The 15,766-nt window shown below is 37.5% G+C and carries 26 protein-coding genes and 1 pseudogene; 23 read left to right on the top strand and 4 right to left on the bottom strand.

Features of this window, described 5'->3' with window-relative positions:
• Positions 1 to 45: 45 nt before the first annotated feature.
• The 4 genes and pseudogenes from MHH65_RS12160 to MHH65_RS12145 form a co-directional block, all read right to left on the bottom strand.
• A pseudogene (locus MHH65_RS12160) lies at positions 46 to 438 on the bottom strand (sigma-70 family RNA polymerase sigma factor); the annotation flags it as partial.
• Positions 439 to 537: 99 nt separating this feature from the next.
• Entirely contained in the window at positions 538 to 1,164 is a 627-nt protein-coding gene (locus tag MHH65_RS12155; RefSeq protein ID WP_282833842.1) for a DUF4352 domain-containing protein, read from the bottom strand.
• Between the two features lie 158 nt (positions 1,165 to 1,322).
• Positions 1,323 to 1,793 (bottom strand): ImmA/IrrE family metallo-endopeptidase, encoded by a 471-nt coding sequence (locus tag MHH65_RS12150; RefSeq protein ID WP_282833843.1) that lies wholly within the window; start codon positions 1,791 to 1,793, stop codon positions 1,323 to 1,325.
• A gap of 96 nt (positions 1,794 to 1,889) precedes the next feature.
• A complete protein-coding gene (locus tag MHH65_RS12145) occupies positions 1,890 to 2,237 on the bottom strand; it encodes a helix-turn-helix transcriptional regulator (RefSeq protein ID WP_047947373.1) in 348 nt (115 codons plus the stop codon).
• Between the two features lie 173 nt (positions 2,238 to 2,410).
• Between MHH65_RS12145 and MHH65_RS12140 the strand changes: the two genes are divergently transcribed.
• The 23 genes from MHH65_RS12140 (at position 2,411) to MHH65_RS12030 (ending at position 15,702) form a co-directional block, all read left to right on the top strand.
• A complete protein-coding gene (locus tag MHH65_RS12140; RefSeq protein WP_041506867.1) occupies positions 2,411 to 2,629 on the top strand; it encodes a helix-turn-helix transcriptional regulator in 219 nt (72 codons plus the stop codon).
• Positions 2,630 to 2,642: 13 nt separating this feature from the next.
• Positions 2,643 to 2,792, top strand: a complete 150-nt coding sequence (locus MHH65_RS12135; RefSeq protein ID WP_342497872.1) for a hypothetical protein — start codon at positions 2,643 to 2,645, stop codon at positions 2,790 to 2,792.
• 63 nt (positions 2,793 to 2,855) lie between these two features.
• The gene (locus tag MHH65_RS12130; protein WP_223254150.1) at positions 2,856 to 3,122 is read left to right on the top strand and encodes a helix-turn-helix transcriptional regulator; all 267 of its coding nucleotides are present in this window, start codon (positions 2,856 to 2,858) and stop codon (positions 3,120 to 3,122) included.
• A gap of 2 nt (positions 3,123 to 3,124) precedes the next feature.
• Positions 3,125 to 3,394, top strand: coding sequence for a hypothetical protein (locus MHH65_RS12125; protein ID WP_326241655.1), 270 nt, complete (start codon positions 3,125 to 3,127; stop codon positions 3,392 to 3,394).
• Between the two features lie 48 nt (positions 3,395 to 3,442).
• Positions 3,443 to 3,565, top strand: coding sequence for a hypothetical protein (locus MHH65_RS12120; RefSeq protein ID WP_257787570.1), 123 nt, complete (start codon positions 3,443 to 3,445; stop codon positions 3,563 to 3,565).
• 189 nt (positions 3,566 to 3,754) lie between these two features.
• Positions 3,755 to 3,946, top strand: a complete 192-nt coding sequence (locus MHH65_RS12115; protein ID WP_025092874.1) for a hypothetical protein — start codon at positions 3,755 to 3,757, stop codon at positions 3,944 to 3,946.
• Positions 3,947 to 3,978: 32 nt separating this feature from the next.
• Positions 3,979 to 4,200: a hypothetical protein gene (locus MHH65_RS12110; protein ID WP_342497871.1), complete on the top strand. Its 222-nt coding sequence runs from the start codon at positions 3,979 to 3,981 to the stop codon at positions 4,198 to 4,200.
• Positions 4,201 to 4,310: 110 nt separating this feature from the next.
• The gene (locus MHH65_RS12105) at positions 4,311 to 5,222 is read left to right on the top strand and encodes a hypothetical protein (protein WP_342497870.1); all 912 of its coding nucleotides are present in this window, start codon (positions 4,311 to 4,313) and stop codon (positions 5,220 to 5,222) included.
• Positions 5,182 to 5,982: a PD-(D/E)XK nuclease-like domain-containing protein gene (locus MHH65_RS12100; RefSeq protein ID WP_326847825.1), complete on the top strand. Its 801-nt coding sequence runs from the start codon at positions 5,182 to 5,184 to the stop codon at positions 5,980 to 5,982. Before MHH65_RS12105 ends, MHH65_RS12100 begins: the two co-directional genes overlap by 41 nt.
• Positions 5,983 to 6,195: 213 nt before the next feature.
• On the top strand, positions 6,196 to 7,056 hold the full coding sequence (locus tag MHH65_RS12095) for a hypothetical protein (RefSeq protein ID WP_342497869.1): 861 nt from the start codon (positions 6,196 to 6,198) through the stop codon (positions 7,054 to 7,056).
• 5 nt (positions 7,057 to 7,061) lie between these two features.
• A complete protein-coding gene (locus MHH65_RS12090; RefSeq protein ID WP_025092879.1) occupies positions 7,062 to 7,349 on the top strand; it encodes a replicative helicase loader/inhibitor in 288 nt (95 codons plus the stop codon).
• Positions 7,321 to 8,613, top strand: coding sequence for a replicative DNA helicase (dnaB, locus tag MHH65_RS12085; RefSeq protein WP_025092880.1), 1,293 nt, complete (start codon positions 7,321 to 7,323; stop codon positions 8,611 to 8,613). The genes MHH65_RS12090 and dnaB overlap by 29 nt, the downstream gene beginning before the upstream one ends.
• Before the next feature lie 14 nt (positions 8,614 to 8,627).
• Positions 8,628 to 8,822, top strand: a complete 195-nt coding sequence (locus MHH65_RS12080) for a hypothetical protein (protein WP_034667616.1) — start codon at positions 8,628 to 8,630, stop codon at positions 8,820 to 8,822.
• On the top strand, positions 8,819 to 9,268 hold the full coding sequence (locus MHH65_RS12075; protein WP_342497868.1) for a RusA family crossover junction endodeoxyribonuclease: 450 nt from the start codon (positions 8,819 to 8,821) through the stop codon (positions 9,266 to 9,268). Before MHH65_RS12080 ends, MHH65_RS12075 begins: the two co-directional genes overlap by 4 nt.
• Positions 9,256 to 9,945 (top strand): hypothetical protein, encoded by a 690-nt coding sequence (locus MHH65_RS12070; protein WP_342497867.1) that lies wholly within the window; start codon positions 9,256 to 9,258, stop codon positions 9,943 to 9,945. The genes MHH65_RS12075 and MHH65_RS12070 overlap by 13 nt, the downstream gene beginning before the upstream one ends.
• A 134-nt stretch (positions 9,946 to 10,079) precedes the next feature.
• On the top strand, positions 10,080 to 10,364 hold the full coding sequence (locus MHH65_RS12065) for a hypothetical protein (protein ID WP_342497866.1): 285 nt from the start codon (positions 10,080 to 10,082) through the stop codon (positions 10,362 to 10,364).
• A gap of 71 nt (positions 10,365 to 10,435) precedes the next feature.
• Positions 10,436 to 10,633, top strand: coding sequence for an XtrA/YqaO family protein (locus tag MHH65_RS12060; RefSeq protein ID WP_342497865.1), 198 nt, complete (start codon positions 10,436 to 10,438; stop codon positions 10,631 to 10,633).
• 65 nt (positions 10,634 to 10,698) lie between these two features.
• A complete protein-coding gene (locus MHH65_RS12055) occupies positions 10,699 to 11,916 on the top strand; it encodes a putative phage abortive infection protein (protein WP_342497864.1) in 1,218 nt (405 codons plus the stop codon).
• A gap of 46 nt (positions 11,917 to 11,962) precedes the next feature.
• Positions 11,963 to 12,346, top strand: a complete 384-nt coding sequence (locus MHH65_RS12050; protein ID WP_342497863.1) for an ArpU family phage packaging/lysis transcriptional regulator — start codon at positions 11,963 to 11,965, stop codon at positions 12,344 to 12,346.
• 87 nt (positions 12,347 to 12,433) lie between these two features.
• Positions 12,434 to 14,071 (top strand): T7SS effector LXG polymorphic toxin, encoded by a 1,638-nt coding sequence (locus MHH65_RS12045; protein WP_342497907.1) that lies wholly within the window; start codon positions 12,434 to 12,436, stop codon positions 14,069 to 14,071.
• Positions 14,072 to 14,092: 21 nt separating this feature from the next.
• Positions 14,093 to 14,554: an Imm30 family immunity protein gene (locus MHH65_RS12040; protein WP_342497862.1), complete on the top strand. Its 462-nt coding sequence runs from the start codon at positions 14,093 to 14,095 to the stop codon at positions 14,552 to 14,554.
• 491 nt (positions 14,555 to 15,045) lie between these two features.
• Entirely contained in the window at positions 15,046 to 15,225 is a 180-nt protein-coding gene (locus tag MHH65_RS12035; protein WP_342497861.1) for a hypothetical protein, read from the top strand.
• 111 nt (positions 15,226 to 15,336) lie between these two features.
• On the top strand, positions 15,337 to 15,702 hold the full coding sequence (locus tag MHH65_RS12030) for a hypothetical protein (RefSeq protein WP_342497860.1): 366 nt from the start codon (positions 15,337 to 15,339) through the stop codon (positions 15,700 to 15,702).
• The last annotated feature ends 64 nt before the right edge of the window (positions 15,703 to 15,766 follow it).

Raw genomic sequence — 15,766 nt, 5'->3', positions numbered from 1 at the left:
GACCTCGCGAGGTCTGTTTTTGTTAGAAGTTAGGGAAATCCATTTTCACTTCCCCTTCTCCCGCTTCCGTTTCTCCTTTTCCGCCCGGTAAAACTCATGAAACATTTTCATCAGCGCGCGCTTCTCAATACGGGATACATAGCTCCGCGATATCCCAAGCTCCTTGGCTATTTCCCGCTGCGTTTTTTCTTTCTTTAAATCAAGGCCGAACCTGCCGACGATGACTTCTTTTTCTCGGCCGTCGAGAATGTCGATATACTCTTTTACTTTTTCTAGCTCCATGTTGAGCTGAATGGTATCAATCACATCTTCATTTTCAGATTTTAAGACATCGATTAATGAAATTTCGTTGCCTTCTTTATCCTGACCGATGGGATCATGCAAGGAGACATCTTTTTTCGTTTTTTTGAGCGCGCGTAAATGCATGAGAATTTCATTATTAAAGTCAAGAGGGGGGTGCTTTTATATATGAAGTTTCATTGGAAAACATAAGTTCTGTTTTATTTAGAAAAAGAAAAGCCCGAAAAGGGCCTTCAACTATTTTGTTTTAAAGAATAGTTTGCCTGAAGTAGACATACTTTTATAAGCTATTAAAAAATCATCGTCTTTTTTTACCTGATTCACTATATAACCTTCAAGTGAACCACCTTTATATACTTCCCCTTCAAATTTTTTGGTCACAACAATACCAAGTTCCTGGGAATAAGGAGAACCATCACTACTAAAAAAGTCAAAGTTAAGAATTGGGCTGAATAGTATAGGCTCATCATCTGTTTCAGAATCTGTCATCTTCACGTTAACTTTTACAAGTGCATATTCATACCCTTTATTAGGCTTAGAATTACTGCTATTCGTTTTATATAAGATATCAAATGCTTTATCGCCTCGAATAACTTCTTTTACAATCATCTCTAATGTAGCTGTATATTCTTTATTCTGTGTCATTATATAATCTTCAAACATTAATGGTTCTTTTAGAGGAATAGGTGCTGATCTTGTTCCATCGGCTTTTTTCTTACTTTCCTGTTTTGAAGACGATTCACTTGAAGCGTTGGTATCTTGTTTTCCCTTTTCTTCTTCTTTGGTGTTAGAGCTTTGTGCATTACAAGCTGATAAAGCTACTGTTAACAAAAGAACTACAAATAAAGTTAATTTTCTTTTCAAGATTTTTTCTCCTTTTATTCTTTTTAGTTGTGGTTATTTATTGAATCTGTTGGAATGGGATTGATACATCATCCTATATACATAATTTAGAAACACAGACAATATTATAAAGGAAAAAATTTTTAATTGTTGATTTTCGACAAAAATAGACAAAATCATTATGACATATGGCATGGTTTTAAAGTCACGAAACGTTCGATAGCGAATTCATATGTAACATTGAAAAGAGATGCTATTTCATTTGTGAAATTATTATACGGTTGAATAGCTTTTATTTTTCTAAGCATAAATGTCGGAATACAAAACTTATATGCAAAACGCTTCGCCTGCATTTCCTGCAGCTCTCTAAACAGTGGGGGCATGATTAATTGATTTCCTTCATGTCTAAGCGCATGACAAAGTTCATGACCAAAATCTTGCCATTGTTCTTGAGGGCTGAGGCGATTATCAATGATAATAGTTCCAGCATAGTACCGGCTGCTGATGTTTAAGAATTCGACTTTTAAATTGGAGCGGTAGGCAATGTCTAATAGATCAAGTTCTGATGGATTTTTAATGTTGATTTGATGATAGAATGCTTCGATCCAGTCATCTAAGTGTGTTGTGTTTTTTGGCAAAATACGTTCCAATTTAAGCAACTCCTTATAAAAATTTTAGAACTAATGTTCTGTTTTAGGTTAATAAAAAAAGCCTTTATGCAGGCTTCTATAAAAGTGTTTAATGTATTATTTTTTGTTTTTAATGAACTCCCAAAACTGAATTAATTCCTCAATCTTATCATCGGGTGCATCTTTAAGATCTTTAAAGAAAAGTTGTGTTTTTGGGTTTAAGAGCTCTTTCCACATCTCCTCATCTGATGCCTCAAATTCTCTCCCTGTTATTAAGAAATCTATACTCACATTGTAGAACTGAGCTATTTTTTCTAATGTATCATAATCAGGTTCATTATCTCCCGTTTCATATCTTGCATAAGTTGCTCTATTGATACCTAATCTTTCCGAAAGAGCTTGTTGAGAGAGCTTAGGTCTATGATTATTTCTTAGTTTTTTTAACCGCTCACTTAATCCAGTCATATTAAAACCCCTGACATAAAAATCTTAGTTTATATGTAATTTGTTGTTTAGTTCATTATAAGTGATAATAGGTCACAATTAAATTTTTGTGATAAAAAAACACAAAAAGGGTTGATTGTGACGATATAACACATTATAATTGTGATGAAAGATCACAATGTGGAGGTGATTTAGTGAAGTCCAATCAATGGTTAAAAGATTTCAGAGCGAATAAAAGTCTCAAACAGTATGAAGTGGCAAGGGAAGCAGGTATTGATAGGTCTTATTATACCAAGATTGAGAATGGTCAAACCCCAAGTGTTAGAGTTGCCAAGGTTTTAGGCAATATTCTAGATTTTGAATGGACAAAATTTTTTAATCATAATTGTGATGATACATCACAAAATGAATAGGAGATGTAGCCAATTGAAAATAACCGTCACAAAAGGCCCTCTATTTCATCAAGCAGAAGCCAGGGCTTACAAGTACCTAAGAGGCATCTTAATTAAACGAATGAAAGAGCATCAAGAAAAAATTGAAAGAGAAAAGAAAGAATTAGTCGCTTCTTCATCATGATACCCATTTAAATATTTTCTAGCTGTTCTAACTTGGAAAAAGTTCTTAACCAGAACAAAGGGGGTGAGGAAGTTGAGGTTGGGGGTAGTGCTCCGACAAGCAAGGAAAAGAGCTGGGATGTCCCAAGAGAAGTTGGCTGAATTGTTAAGTCGCTCAAGGAGCTGCATATCAAAATTTGAGAACGATCAAAAGATGCTTGATGTTCCTACATATGTACGGTGGATGGAAGCGACAAATGCAAAAGAAGCCATGATCGCAACCTTATGTGGTGTCGATCCACTTGCAGTCACGCAGCAAATTACAGCTATCATGGCTTTGTTTGGAGGATGAAGATGAGAAAAGTGATTTTCAAGAGCATTGATCATGAAGGGATAACAGCTGAAATGATCTGTATTGAACAACTGCAAAAAAGATTAATGAAAGCATTAGAAAGTGCGGATATAGATATGGCATTAGCAGCTCACAAAGATATTGCAAAATCATTAAACCAAATTCAGCGTTACGAAAGCCAAGCTAAGGTCCATTTATTAAAACAGGCTGCGAGTATTACAAAAATCAAATATCCAAAATCACTAAAAAATAGATTGAGAGGATTGATCTAGGTGAAGTATTTGTTCACTGCAAGTCGCTTAATGAAGGCGAGAGATATCGTGAAACAATGTCAGATGCGTCATACAGAGGAAGGGCTCATTTTATTAGCCGCTCTGGAATTACAGATCAGAACGGAAATAGAAAACAGAAAAAAGCAGCAAGCTCCGACACTTACTGCTTAAATCATTTCAAACCATGAATAACAAAATGATCGATCTCATTATAGCGTTATTTAGAGATCACGACAAGGCTTATTCTTGTCGTCCGGCTTGCGGATGGGACAATGCACACCTACCCCCTCAAATCATGCTCCATCCGCGGTCGGACGATGCGAATAAGCATCAAATAATGTGTTAGGGAGGAAAGAAGTCTTGAGAACTAAACCAGTTATTAAACCTTTCAGTGAGAGACAGTCTGATCAGTTCTATTTATCACAAGTGAATGGATCAATTGTGATGACTAACAAAGGTAAGCCAATGTTCCAATTTCCTGATAAACAAGCTTTTGAGAAATTTCAACAACTAAAGGCAGATGCGATCCGCTCAAAATTAGAGATTTCTTGATGCTTACACCAAACAGAAGAGGAGGGAAGAAGATGACTATTGAGCATCCGGTCATCACAGAGATTAATAGATATGGATATCCAAAAGATATGATGAGGCAAGAGGAACACTTTGGAATCGATTTTTATGGGTCAGAAATTTTGTTAGAAGATGACTATGTTGAGGATAAAAATTCGGGTGAACTGATCTTGCGAGAAAATCTAGAACGATATCTTGCAGAGGAGCTTGATTTTGAGTTTAAAACAGCAAAATAAAAGAGTTCACTTGTTGGGAGTGAACTCTCATCTAAATAACCAGACACAGAATATGGTGTCAACCACTATTATAAGCAGGTTGGCACCTAAATTCAATGGGGGTTTCTTATATGAATGGATTGTCAAATGTTGATTACTCAAACTATATGGCAGCTTCACAGCCATCAGCAGGAACTTCAGTAACAACAGAAGCTATGGTTAGTCGGCAGGCACAAGAAGTACAGGCAGCTATGGTCATAGCAAAGAAGTTTCCGCGAGACGTTTATGCTGCCTTTGAACGAATCAAGAAAGCATGTGAGCGTAGGCTATTAGCTGAGAATGCTGTCTACGAATATCCACGAGGTGGCACAAAGGTGTCAGGTCCTTCAATTCGACTAGCTGAAGCTTTGGCACAGAATTGGGGGAACATTGATTACGGAATCATGGAACTCGAACAAAAAGCTGGTGAATCTTCTGTTATGGCTTATGCATGGGATCTTGAAACCAATACTCGTCAGACCAAAATATTTACGGTAAAGCATGAACGAAAAGCAAAAGGAGCCATTACAAAGCTCAACGATCCTAGAGATATTTATGAACTGGTTGCAAACCAAGGAGCACGTCGGGTTCGTGCGTGCATTCTCGGAGTGATACCAGGAGACATTGTTGATGCTGCAGTTGATATGTGTCAAAGAACGCTGATTAGTGGTCATAAAGAGCCTTTAGAAGACCGTTTAAGAAAAGCATTAACAACATTTAAAACTGATTTTGGTGTTACGAAGGAAATGGTCGAGGAATATGTCGGTAGCAAATTAGATGCCTTTACTGAGCAAGATTATCTCAAAATAGGACGCATCTACACTTCTCTTCGTGATGGTATGGCAAAGAAAGAGGATTATTTCAATGTCAAAGTTTCAGGTGCTACAAAATCCAAAATCGAAGAAGAGTTTCTAAAGCAGCAGGAACAAAAAGAGAGTGATGTAAAGGCTGGTGAGCCTGCAAATGATGATGCCGACAATCAACAAGGAGAATTACTACTCTAACGAAATCGACCAAGCTTATATGTCAAATTCTCAATATAAGAGTTTCTTAGAGTGTGAGGCGGCTACAATGGCAAAACTGAACGGTGAATGGCATCCACCGTCCTCTGAGGCTCTTTTATTCGGACAATACGTCCATGCATGGCTTGAAGGAGATCAGGCCTTTGATGAATTCAAGAGAAACACACCTGCTCTATTTACACAAAAGGGCCAGCTTTATAAACAATATCAATTGGCTGATCTCATGATTGAAGCTATACAGAATGACGATTTGTGCATGTTTGTTCTTCAAGGAGATAAAGAAGTGATCATCACAGCTAAATTGTTCGGAGTGCCTTGGAAAGGAAAACTCGATGTGTACAACCCAGCAGGTGGGCGTTTTGCTGATCTTAAAACCACTCGCTCTCTTAGGGAAAGGATATGGGATCAAGAGCTTGGCTATTGTTCATTTGTAGAAGCCTATGGATATATTGCTCAAATGGCTCTCTATGCAGAATTAGAAAGACAGGAAGCAGGACGTAGTGAATGGTTAGAGCCTTTGATTGTGGCCATATCAAAAGAAGATCCACCAGATAAAGCAGTTATCAATATTGATGAGTCAAGGATGGAAATTGAGTTAGAAGATATAGAAAAAAACATGGAGCGGATCGTTCAGGTTAAGCATGGCGGAGAAAGACCTAGAAGATGTGAAAAGTGTAAGTATTGTCGATCTACAAACCGTCTTAACCGGATCATCCATTTTTCTGAGCTGGTGAACAGCTAATGAGAGAGAAGCTAATCATTAAAGTTCCTATTCCGTTTGTGTATCTGTCTTTATCTAAATCAAGTCGTAATCAAGCTGCTTTATTTAGAGCATATGTAAAGGGTTATATCCAAAGAAATGAGCCGGGTTTTACTTTTATTAGGATCAGTGGAATGTACGCTCTATGTGAGATTAAAAGGCCTTAATTGATGATGTTGGAGAGGAGGAAGTTATTTGTCTACTGGATGGGTAAAACTGCATCGGAAAATATTAGAACATGAATTATGGAATGACGTGACTACCTTTAGACTGTTCACTTTATTAGTTATGAGAGCAAGTCATCAAGATGGCTTCAAAATGAATGGAGTTGTATTAAATAAGGGCCAGTACATAAGATCGTACTCAAAACTATGTGAGGACCTCGCTTATAAAGAAGGAAGAGGGCTAAAAAAGCTGTCTAAAAGTACAATTATGCGTTCAATTAAGAAACTTGTTACGAACAACATCATCACTGTTAGCGAAACGGAACTAGGAACACTATTCACCATTGTGAAATACGAGTCATATCAAGAGTTTTCGAGTGATCACGAAACAGAACCCAGAACGGAAGAAGAACCTATCGCAGAACGAAGACGGAACGAAAGCGGTACGAAGTCGGAACTATATCAAGAATTAAAGAATTTAAGAATTAAAGAAGAAGAGGAAGAAGAAAAGAGAGCCTCAGTAGAACATGATCTAACTCCTTTCCAGCAAATCGAAGAAAAGTACTTATCACGAAAAGGTGGGTTGATGTTAACGCCAAAAGATTCAGCTGCCATTGAAAGGATTCTCAAGGAGCGAATCCCACTTGAAAACATATTGGTGTGGATCGACGAGGTATTTGATCAATATCAACCCAAGCATAGAGCAGACAGTATTAAATCATTTGCATACCTGGAATCAGCGATTCTTGATCGTTGGCATGCACAGTTGCACCAACCTCAGCCTCTTAAAAACAATGTTTCTGAATTTAAACCAAAGCAGCATAGACAAAGTAATTTAGACGCACTGGCTCAATACGCAAAAGAAAATGGGATTAAATTTGGAGGAGGTTGATGTACATGAATCAAGAGCAAGCAATGTCTATCCTAACAAGGATTGCAGCTGCCTATCCAAGGTTTGAACTCACTACAGACGCGATTGGAAAAGAAAGAATTAAACTTTGGCTTGATCACCTAAAGGATCAACCCTATGAACAGGTTTTGAAAAAGATCGATCAGCACATTGCTGAAAAGAGGTTCCCACCTGCTATCGCAGAAATCAAAATCAAACAACCAGAGCAGAATGAATTCTTAGCGAAACAGAAAGCGTGGGAACAAAATGCAAAATTTGCGAAACGTAGAGGCTGAACAGTTTTTATTAGGTTGTATCATCCTTGAGGGTGATCTGATTAAGGAAACGGCACTAGAGTCCAGACATTTTGCTGATGAACGGCATAAGCGGATTTTCGAAGCGATGAGGGAAGTGGACAAGCTAGGTAAGCCTGTTGAATTGGCCAATATCGCTGCATCTATGGGAGACCTTTTAAATTCAATTGGAGGCTTTGAATACTTAACCAATCTTGCAAGTACTGTTCCCTCAAAACATGCTTTCGAGACCTATGAAACATTAATTTATGAGGCTTTTAGACTCAGAGATTTACAAAGTGCTGCTTTAGCTTTTGCTAATGCCCCATGCGATGAGGGGATCACTGAGCTTTATCAAAAGACCATTGAAGTGCAAGAAGTGGGAGTTAAAGCTACTCGGACAAAAATGGATGTTTTGACGGAGATATTCATGAGCATGGAAGAAGATCAAGGAGATCTTACAGGAGTCGACACTGGTCTTGCGGATCTGAATGCTATGACAGGTGGTTGGCAAAAAAGCGATTTGATTATCGTAGCTGCTCGTCCATCGATGGGAAAGACTGCTTTTGCTCTTAACTTAGGTTGTAATAACGCGCTAAAGGGTGGAGTAACTGATATTTTCTCGCTTGAAATGTCAGATACACAGTTAACTCATCGAATGTTAAGCAGCCTTGGTAGAATTGAAGGCACGAAGTGGAGGAATCCAAAAAAGTACTTTAGCGATCAAGATTATGACAGAGCCAACAAAGCTATGGGTGAATACGAAAAATTAGATATCTACATCCATGATCAGCCTACCCAAACAGTCGCAGATATCCGGTCCCAAATCCGTAAAACTAAAAAGGATCACCCTGATCAAAATCATTTAGTGGTCATTGACTACCTTCAGCTCATTACCCCAATCGGTAAGTTTGAGAGTAAAAACTATGAGGTTGGTGCCATCACCAAAGAGCTGAAGAATATGGCGAGAAGCTTTAATGTCCCAATCATTTTGCTATCACAGCTCTCACGTGGAGTTGAACAGAGGCAAGATAAACGTCCAATGATGTCTGATCTTCGTGATTCAGGAAGCATTGAACAAGACGCTGATATTGTTACATTCCTCTATCGTGATGATTATTACAACAAAGATAGTGAACAGAAAAATATAGTCGAAATCATCTTTGCTAAACAGCGAAATGGTGAAGTTGGGACAATAAATGCTGCTTTTATGAAAGAGTACGGAAGGTTTGTAAACTTATCGCGGCAAATGGAAGCCGCTTTATGATACGGAGGATGAACATGTCAAATATTAATAGCAAACAGCGTCGTGAGTACCTTTTAAGCGAATTAACTCGTATTGGATATTTAGCTAGTTTGGACAAGAACCCCGAAAATTTATCACTCTATGAACTTGAAATGCTTGTCATTTCTCTCAAGAGTCAACGTGGCAGCAGGGTGTTAACATATAACGCTAAGATGGAGGCATCTGAATGAAGATAGCATTCACCGTCTACGGAGAGCCAGTTGCACAAGGGCGTCCAAGAGCTACCCATATGAATGGAATGACAAGGTTATACGACCCCAAGAAGTCACGAGACTTCAAGCAATACGTTAAGTTGGCTGCGAGCGATCACCGTCCTGATCAACTTCTTACTGGTCCCCTGGAGTTGAGGGTTAAAGTTTACAAATCCACCCTAAAAAGTTTCAGCAAGAAAAAAGCAGTAGCAGCCGAAAGAGGCGAGCTGCGACCAGCTAAGAAGCCAGATGTTGATAATTACATCAAAGGAATAAAAGACGGCTTAAATAAAGTCATTTGGCAGGATGATAGCCAGATAGTCGATCTACATGTAAGTAAATTTTATAGTAGTTCACCGAGAATCGAAGTTGAAGTCTCTACTCTCACACCAACCCATGAGGAGGAACAAATATGTCTTTTGTAAATTTTGATGGTTCAGTCAAGAAAGTAAATCATAAGCCTAAAGGTGTTACAGAATTGGTCCTTGAAATCTCAACGAAGGATCTAGGAAACAGCATTCAAAATCTTGCTGAAATGATTGATAAAGATGTGCGTGTTGAAATTGAGAGCGATGTTGTCCGCTATAACGTGCCGATTAATGCTCACACTGAGCGACCTATCGTAAATTATCAAGTAGATCAGAGCGGTGTTGTCCACATTGCTGAGCCTGAGCCAGAACAGTTAGAGGCTGAATTGGGCTTACCTGCAGAAAAACCACAAATTGAAGAAAAGCCTATGGAAATTAAACGCGAAGTGGTGGATCAATTCATCCAAGAAGGTATGGCACCAGAGCAAGAAGGTTTCCCAGAGAATATGGCTGACATTGTGAAACGGCGCATTGAGGGTGAATCATACGGCAAATTGGCTTCAGAGCTTGAGATGTCATCCGGTGCTATCGTTGATCTAATCAATGATTACCGAGCTGCAGTGGCTCCACTCGCTGAAAAATGGTGGGATTGGAAAGAGGAGCAAGCCAACGAAGCTGCGCCGATGCAAAAAGATGAAGAAGTAGCTGATGGCGGTGATTTAGATTCCTCCCAAAGTGTGAAAGACGATTCTGGCGGGAATGATCAAAAAGAAGAGGAAGACGGTGCTGCCTAAGATGGCACACAAACGCTCAAACGGTGGTTCTTGCTTTATCATCGCAAAGAGGATGGACAGCGCGTCCGCCTCTATGAACCACTTAAACAATATGAACTAGTCAGTAGGATTAAAAAAGGATGGAGGATTATCAGATGAAAAACAAATTCTTAGAAGGAGACTGGATCAAAGCATCTAGGAAAGGTAAAAGAGAATCCCTTAATAAAGCAGGTTATGTACTTAAAGTATCCGAAGATGACATTTTAGTAAGGTTCCTTAGTGGTAATACCTTGGTTGTTCCAAAGTCTTGGGCTGAAAACTTGGATGATGTTCTGACTGAAGTCGATCTGAAAGCTTTGATTGACTTGTCATTAGATTTAAGGGACGAACACCTCTTTAGAATGTGTGTACGTGATTTGCAAGCTCTTCAGAGAAAGTAGAAAGAACCGAAGCACAAGGCCCCAGTTCTATTGAATCTGCACAATTTATTATAACATGGGAGGCCTTGTGCATGAACTTACCTATTGAAATTATAACTACAAAGAAAATTGAAGAGCATATTGAGTTTGGCAGAGTAAAGCTACTCATCCTAGACGGAGTTAACCACAAAGCCTATTTATCAGATATTCCTGATTACGGAAAGACTAGTATTCATTCAAAAAATGGAGCTCCTATAAGGATACATTATGATTATGGATATAAAATGTGATCATTGTTATATTATGGATTACATGTTACGATTTATAGGATTTTTGGATGATGGGAGATAATTTAATGAAAGAATGGTTTAAAGAAAACAAGTGGATATTTGTTGGGGGAATTGTGATTGTTGCAGCGATATCAACTCCTCTTGTATTATTCATTGTGAGAAATCATTTAGATGAAGATACATTTGCAGCATTAGGACCAGTAGGAGATTTCTTTGGTGGAACAACAGTTGGACTCTTAACGTTGGCAAGTATGTTATTTGTTATTGCCAGTATTTCAATGCAAAGAAAGCAACTCGATATGCAACAAGATGAATTAAAGATGCAGAGAGAAGAGCTTGCTAAAACTAGAGAAGAGTTTGAACTTACAAACAAGACATTAACTAAACAGCAATTTGAGAGTACTTTTTTTAATATGATTAATCTACATCATAATTTATTGGAAGGTTTACATGGAGGTCGTCAATACTTAGAACAAATTCATGATAACCTTGCTATTAATTATAATTTTGTTGTTAACAACTATTGGGAGAACGAACTCCATTCTCTTAGAATAAATGATCCGAATAGATTTTTTGATTTCCTTCAATCAATATTTTTGCTTAAAAAAAATATTGACCGTATAGAAAATAATAAAATAATAAAATTAGGTTTGAATAGTGGAAATTCTCCATTGGAACTAATAAAAATAGATACTTTTGATACAGAAGATGAGTGTAATGTCTTAATAGAGGAATTTAATACATTTAATAGTGATCAACTAATTGAAAAGTATGCTAAAAACAGATTTATCTATCAATATTTGAAAAATAATCGTGAAAATTCAAATGTAGTTTTAAACACATACATTATTAATACCGAAGATATGTTTAACAATTTAGAAAATAAACAGTTACTTTATTTTTTAAAAAAAGTTAAAGAACAAACATTGATTAAACCATTAAGTTCGATCAAAAGAAAAGCTTATGAAAAAATGTACAAAGAAAAAGAAGAGGAAATAGGACACTATTATAGAAATCTTTATCGGATTGTAAAATTTATACAAGATGAAAATTTCAGCAATGATGAAGAGGATAATAAAAAAGAGCAAAAGAAATATATAGGTATACTAAGAGCACAGCTTTCTTCAATGGAATTACTAATGTTGTTTTATAATGTAGTTTATTCAAAAAAAGGAGAGAAATTCAAAGACCTTTTAGAAGGGACTAATTTTTTCGATGACCACTTAATTGAATCTAAATTTCTATGGGCAAATGATAAAGATGAGTTAGCTGCTTTAAAATAGATAATAGATGCTTTATTTATTGCAATATGTGAGGTGTGAATGAACTATGTCGGTTGAAGCACTTCATCCTTTAACAGAGATAAATGAAAAGCAGGTCCGTCAGACATTAATAAATGAATTGAAGCTTTATAAAGCATTAAAAATTAAACAAGAGAACTTAGATGAGCAAAAAGCAAATGGCATCTTAACTTTGTTTCCAAGATTAATAGATCAAAATGTTTGTTCGGAACTAAAGGTACGGCAAATAGAAAGAGCACTAGAGTACAGCTTGGATGAAATTGAACAAGACATCATTCGCATGAAGTACCTTACTTCACGAATGGTTAAAGATCTTGAGGTATGCGAAGAGCTAGGATTAAAGAAAGATCGATATTACAAATTGAAAAAGCAAGCTACGTTTAAACTTTCGACAGCACTTGGAATCATCTGAGTGCTGTTTTTGTATCTTTATTCCTATTTAATGACAAGTTTTGTGTTGGTAAAATTGACCTTGTCAATGAATAGGAGGGAGTGACTTCTGCTGGGTAAGATACTAGATGCAAAAGCACTTACAAGTGCCATGGACGCAAGAGCTAAGCATTATCAGGAACTCCGCGAACAAATGGTAGATTTAAAAAAGGCACTACAAGGCGTGGCAAACCTCGGTGATGATTTTACTGGGAAAGGTGCCGATAACATTAAAAATTTCTACAAGGAGCTCGCCGGAAATGTGGACATGTTTATTAGCTTCATAGATAAACAAAAAGCGTTCCATGAAGGTGTTTCTGGGACACTTGATGATACAAACTTTGGCGGGGACACCTTTGTAGAAGAACACTTTTTAGACAACGCTGTACATATGGGAATCAAAAATTCCAAAAGCATTGTGAAGGATCAAAAAAATGCGCTTAAAACAATTTTTGAAGATATCGATGACCTCATTTCACTGGAGGTATTTGATAGTAAAACCTTTGACGAAAAGATTGCAGATGCGGAAGATGAACGGAAGAAAACGGTTCAAGATTTAATAGAACTTGATCAAAATCTAAAAGATGAATATGCTTTGTCAGAGACTGAGGAGAAGGCTACAATGGCATTGTACGCAGAAATGATCAATGCCACAAATGACGGAAAATCCATTTCGCCTATGAATTTTGACAAGAAAGCGTATCAAGATAGTGAAATCTACAAGGCAAAAAGCGATATTGAGAAGCAAACTTCTGAATATCTAAAAATCAAAAAAGATCAAGAAGAAGCCCGCAAGATTGCAAAGGAACAAGAAGCACTAGCCAACCGTCCTTGGTATGAAAAAGCTCTTGATTATGGGGGAAACATTGTCAATGAACTAACCGGTGTGAATGATGCAAAACGTGCCGCAACAGGTGTCGATCCGATCACAGGTGAAGAACTTACCGCAGGCCAGCGAGTCGCCGCAGGCGGCATGGCAGCAGCAGGATACATCCCGATTGTCGGCTGGGCAGGACGTATTTTCAAAGGCGGAAAAGCCGTCTATAAAACGACTCAAGCCACGTCCGCCGCAGTCAGAGCGGTCGACATTTACAAGACATCACAGAAGTCTTTCGATGCGTTGAAAACATCACAAAAAGGCTTATATGGCCTCACCGCAACAAACGGCTTCAGCGAAGCGATTACGGGTCGAGATATGTTTGGAAATAAAGTCTCGAAAGAACAGCAGGAAGCGAGTATGAATGCGGCGCTGGGGATGCTTTTACCGTTTGGAACAAAAGGATTTCATGGTAAGATGGGGGTTAAGGATACTGGGAAAACTCTGCTTCCTAACGAAGGGAAAGTTGGAACGTATAAAGAACTAATTAAGCAAGGAACCGCTTTTGATAATATTACTCCTCATCACATGCCGGCCGATGCAAAAATGAAACAGTCGGGTATAAAAAGGAACAATGGTATCAGTATGAATATGGAACAACCACATCCTGGTACTGGTGGTAGACACCGTGAGACATATACATATGGTTTATCCGGGCAAAAACTGAAGGATTACCTAGAACTCAATTATCGCGATGCATTAGCTCATGATATTTTGGATGCCCGGAAAATATATATAAAAGATGGTTTATACAATTCTGAGATAAGACAAGGTTTAAAAACCGTAATGAATAAAAATAGAGAACAGTATCCTGATTTGTTCAATAAGTAAATATGGAAGGGTTGAATTCCTTTGGATATTAAGCAAGAATTAAAAAGCTTATATGATAATCGACTTTTAGAAAACGAAAATAACATTCAAGAGTTTGAAGAGTCTTTAGCAAAAGTACTTGATTATGGAAGTGTTTCGGATATTCCGGATTTATGTTTGGTTTTTGATGACGATACTGAACAATTTGAAGTTATGTTTGGTTTAGTTCATGGAATAGAAAGGTTATATAAAAATAATACAGAAGAAGGGCTCAGTTACTTTGCTAAGGCTATTCCCCAGATCCTTAACCAAGCTGCAGAATGGGTTGAAATTCTACATTACAGGATTCTTAACCATCCTGAAGTGAGATTAGTTTATCGCAATGTACTATCAAAACAAGATCCATTCATAGTAGATAATATTAAAGATCTATTAATTGAAATAAAGAATGAAGACCCTGATATGTTTAGTAAATCTGTAGATGAAGTAATAAATAATATCTAGAAAATATTTCAAACCTTGATTGGCCCTTGGCTTTCAAGGTTTTTTTGTGTTTATTTTTTTGGCTTTAAGCCGAGAAAACCCCGACAAAAAGGGGGATAAAATGGGGACCTTTTTTCCTAAGTGGATCATCGTATGATTAAGACAAGCAAAACGAACGTGAATATTTTGTCCAGAAGGAAGAACCTGCGGACGCTGATCATTGAGCACTTTACGTGCCTTGATTGGTGTCCGCTTTTTTTATTGGGAGACTCGCCTTTCCCTTATCAATGGCGTACTGGATACGGAACAAAGGTGTTGAGGAATGTGGCCATACGAGAGGGACATTCTGAGCCTGGATAGCAGCTGGTCTGCGGCGGCCGTATCGAGGACAGTTTTTCATTTTATTTGATGATTGGCTGTACTTGGCATCCTCTCGGAGTGTAGTCATCATTGCAAAATCTATTTAAGCGAATAGCGTAAGGTGGTGCTTATTCGGCAAGGAGACTATGAACATGAAGATCAGGGATTCTGTTTCTAAAGAGACATTAAAGCAATTTAAAAGCATTGCTCCTGGTTCTAATAGAAAGAAGAGCGATGCTGATCCGATAACGACGCGCGATTGGGAAGAAATAATGGGCACGAGACGCGAAACGTACCAACGACAAGGCGGCCGTATCCGGAGTAAACGATAATCTAATGAGAACAGTCGTCTTTTGGATGTCTGTCTTAATCTACAAGCTAGGAATTGTCATTTGTGATACAGTCTATTTGAGAAGTCTATCATAAATGAAATGGTGATGAAAATGAGTACTAATGATAAATCTTTTGATCGAGAAACTGAATTTAGAAATGCGTTTTATTTTATAAAGCGATGGGTAAAACAACCTTTCACGATAACGCATGGAAGAAATTATAGTCAGCTAGATAAAACCTTCGCAAAAAATGTTTATGAGTTTATTGAATCAATACAAAATGTAAGGGAGTCTAGCTTTGAAGAGAAACTCAACAAATTAGAGAGTTTTGTTGAAAAGGAAAATAGTCATGAAATAAGAGAGTCTCTTAAAAGAGAATCCTTTTCCTCACCGTATCTAAGGATCATACTCTCTTACATAAAAAGGTCAAAAGAAGATATTGAAAATGAAAGACCTGTTCAAAAGCGTAGAAGATAAAATGCTCGACAAATTTCTCGAATAGTTCCATATGTTCGCTTTCTGCCGATATATAAAGGTAGGA

The sequence above is a fragment of the Bacillus sp. FSL L8-0654 genome (assembly GCF_038629965.1).
GTDB classification, from domain to species: domain Bacteria; phylum Bacillota; class Bacilli; order Bacillales; family Bacillaceae; genus Bacillus; species Bacillus safensis.
Note: the sequence above shows the minus strand (reverse complement) of the source record. Positions and strands in the feature narration are given on the sequence as shown.

Coding starts and splice junctions, on each gene's coding strand:
- MHH65_RS12055 (WP_342497864.1), top strand. CDS start 10,699: ATGAAAGAATGGTTTAAAGAAAACAAGTGGATATTTGTTGGGGGAATT.
- MHH65_RS12050 (WP_342497863.1), top strand. CDS start 11,963: ATGTCGGTTGAAGCACTTCATCCTTTAACAGAGATAAATGAAAAGCAG.
- MHH65_RS12100 (WP_326847825.1), top strand. CDS start 5,182: ATGATGATGCCGACAATCAACAAGGAGAATTACTACTCTAACGAAATC.
- MHH65_RS12105 (WP_342497870.1), top strand. CDS start 4,311: ATGAATGGATTGTCAAATGTTGATTACTCAAACTATATGGCAGCTTCA.
- MHH65_RS12065 (WP_342497866.1), top strand. CDS start 10,080: ATGAAAAACAAATTCTTAGAAGGAGACTGGATCAAAGCATCTAGGAAA.
- MHH65_RS12060 (WP_342497865.1), top strand. CDS start 10,436: ATGAACTTACCTATTGAAATTATAACTACAAAGAAAATTGAAGAGCAT.
- dnaB (WP_025092880.1), top strand. CDS start 7,321: ATGCAAAATTTGCGAAACGTAGAGGCTGAACAGTTTTTATTAGGTTGT.
- MHH65_RS12080 (WP_034667616.1), top strand. CDS start 8,628: ATGTCAAATATTAATAGCAAACAGCGTCGTGAGTACCTTTTAAGCGAA.
- MHH65_RS12030 (WP_342497860.1), top strand. CDS start 15,337: ATGAGTACTAATGATAAATCTTTTGATCGAGAAACTGAATTTAGAAAT.
- MHH65_RS12035 (WP_342497861.1), top strand. CDS start 15,046: ATGAAGATCAGGGATTCTGTTTCTAAAGAGACATTAAAGCAATTTAAA.
- MHH65_RS12110 (WP_342497871.1), top strand. CDS start 3,979: ATGACTATTGAGCATCCGGTCATCACAGAGATTAATAGATATGGATAT.
- MHH65_RS12145 (WP_047947373.1), bottom strand. CDS start 2,237: ATGACTGGATTAAGTGAGCGGTTAAAAAAACTAAGAAATAATCATAGA.
- MHH65_RS12125 (WP_326241655.1), top strand. CDS start 3,125: ATGAGAAAAGTGATTTTCAAGAGCATTGATCATGAAGGGATAACAGCT.
- MHH65_RS12070 (WP_342497867.1), top strand. CDS start 9,256: ATGTCTTTTGTAAATTTTGATGGTTCAGTCAAGAAAGTAAATCATAAG.
- MHH65_RS12090 (WP_025092879.1), top strand. CDS start 7,062: ATGAATCAAGAGCAAGCAATGTCTATCCTAACAAGGATTGCAGCTGCC.
- MHH65_RS12075 (WP_342497868.1), top strand. CDS start 8,819: ATGAAGATAGCATTCACCGTCTACGGAGAGCCAGTTGCACAAGGGCGT.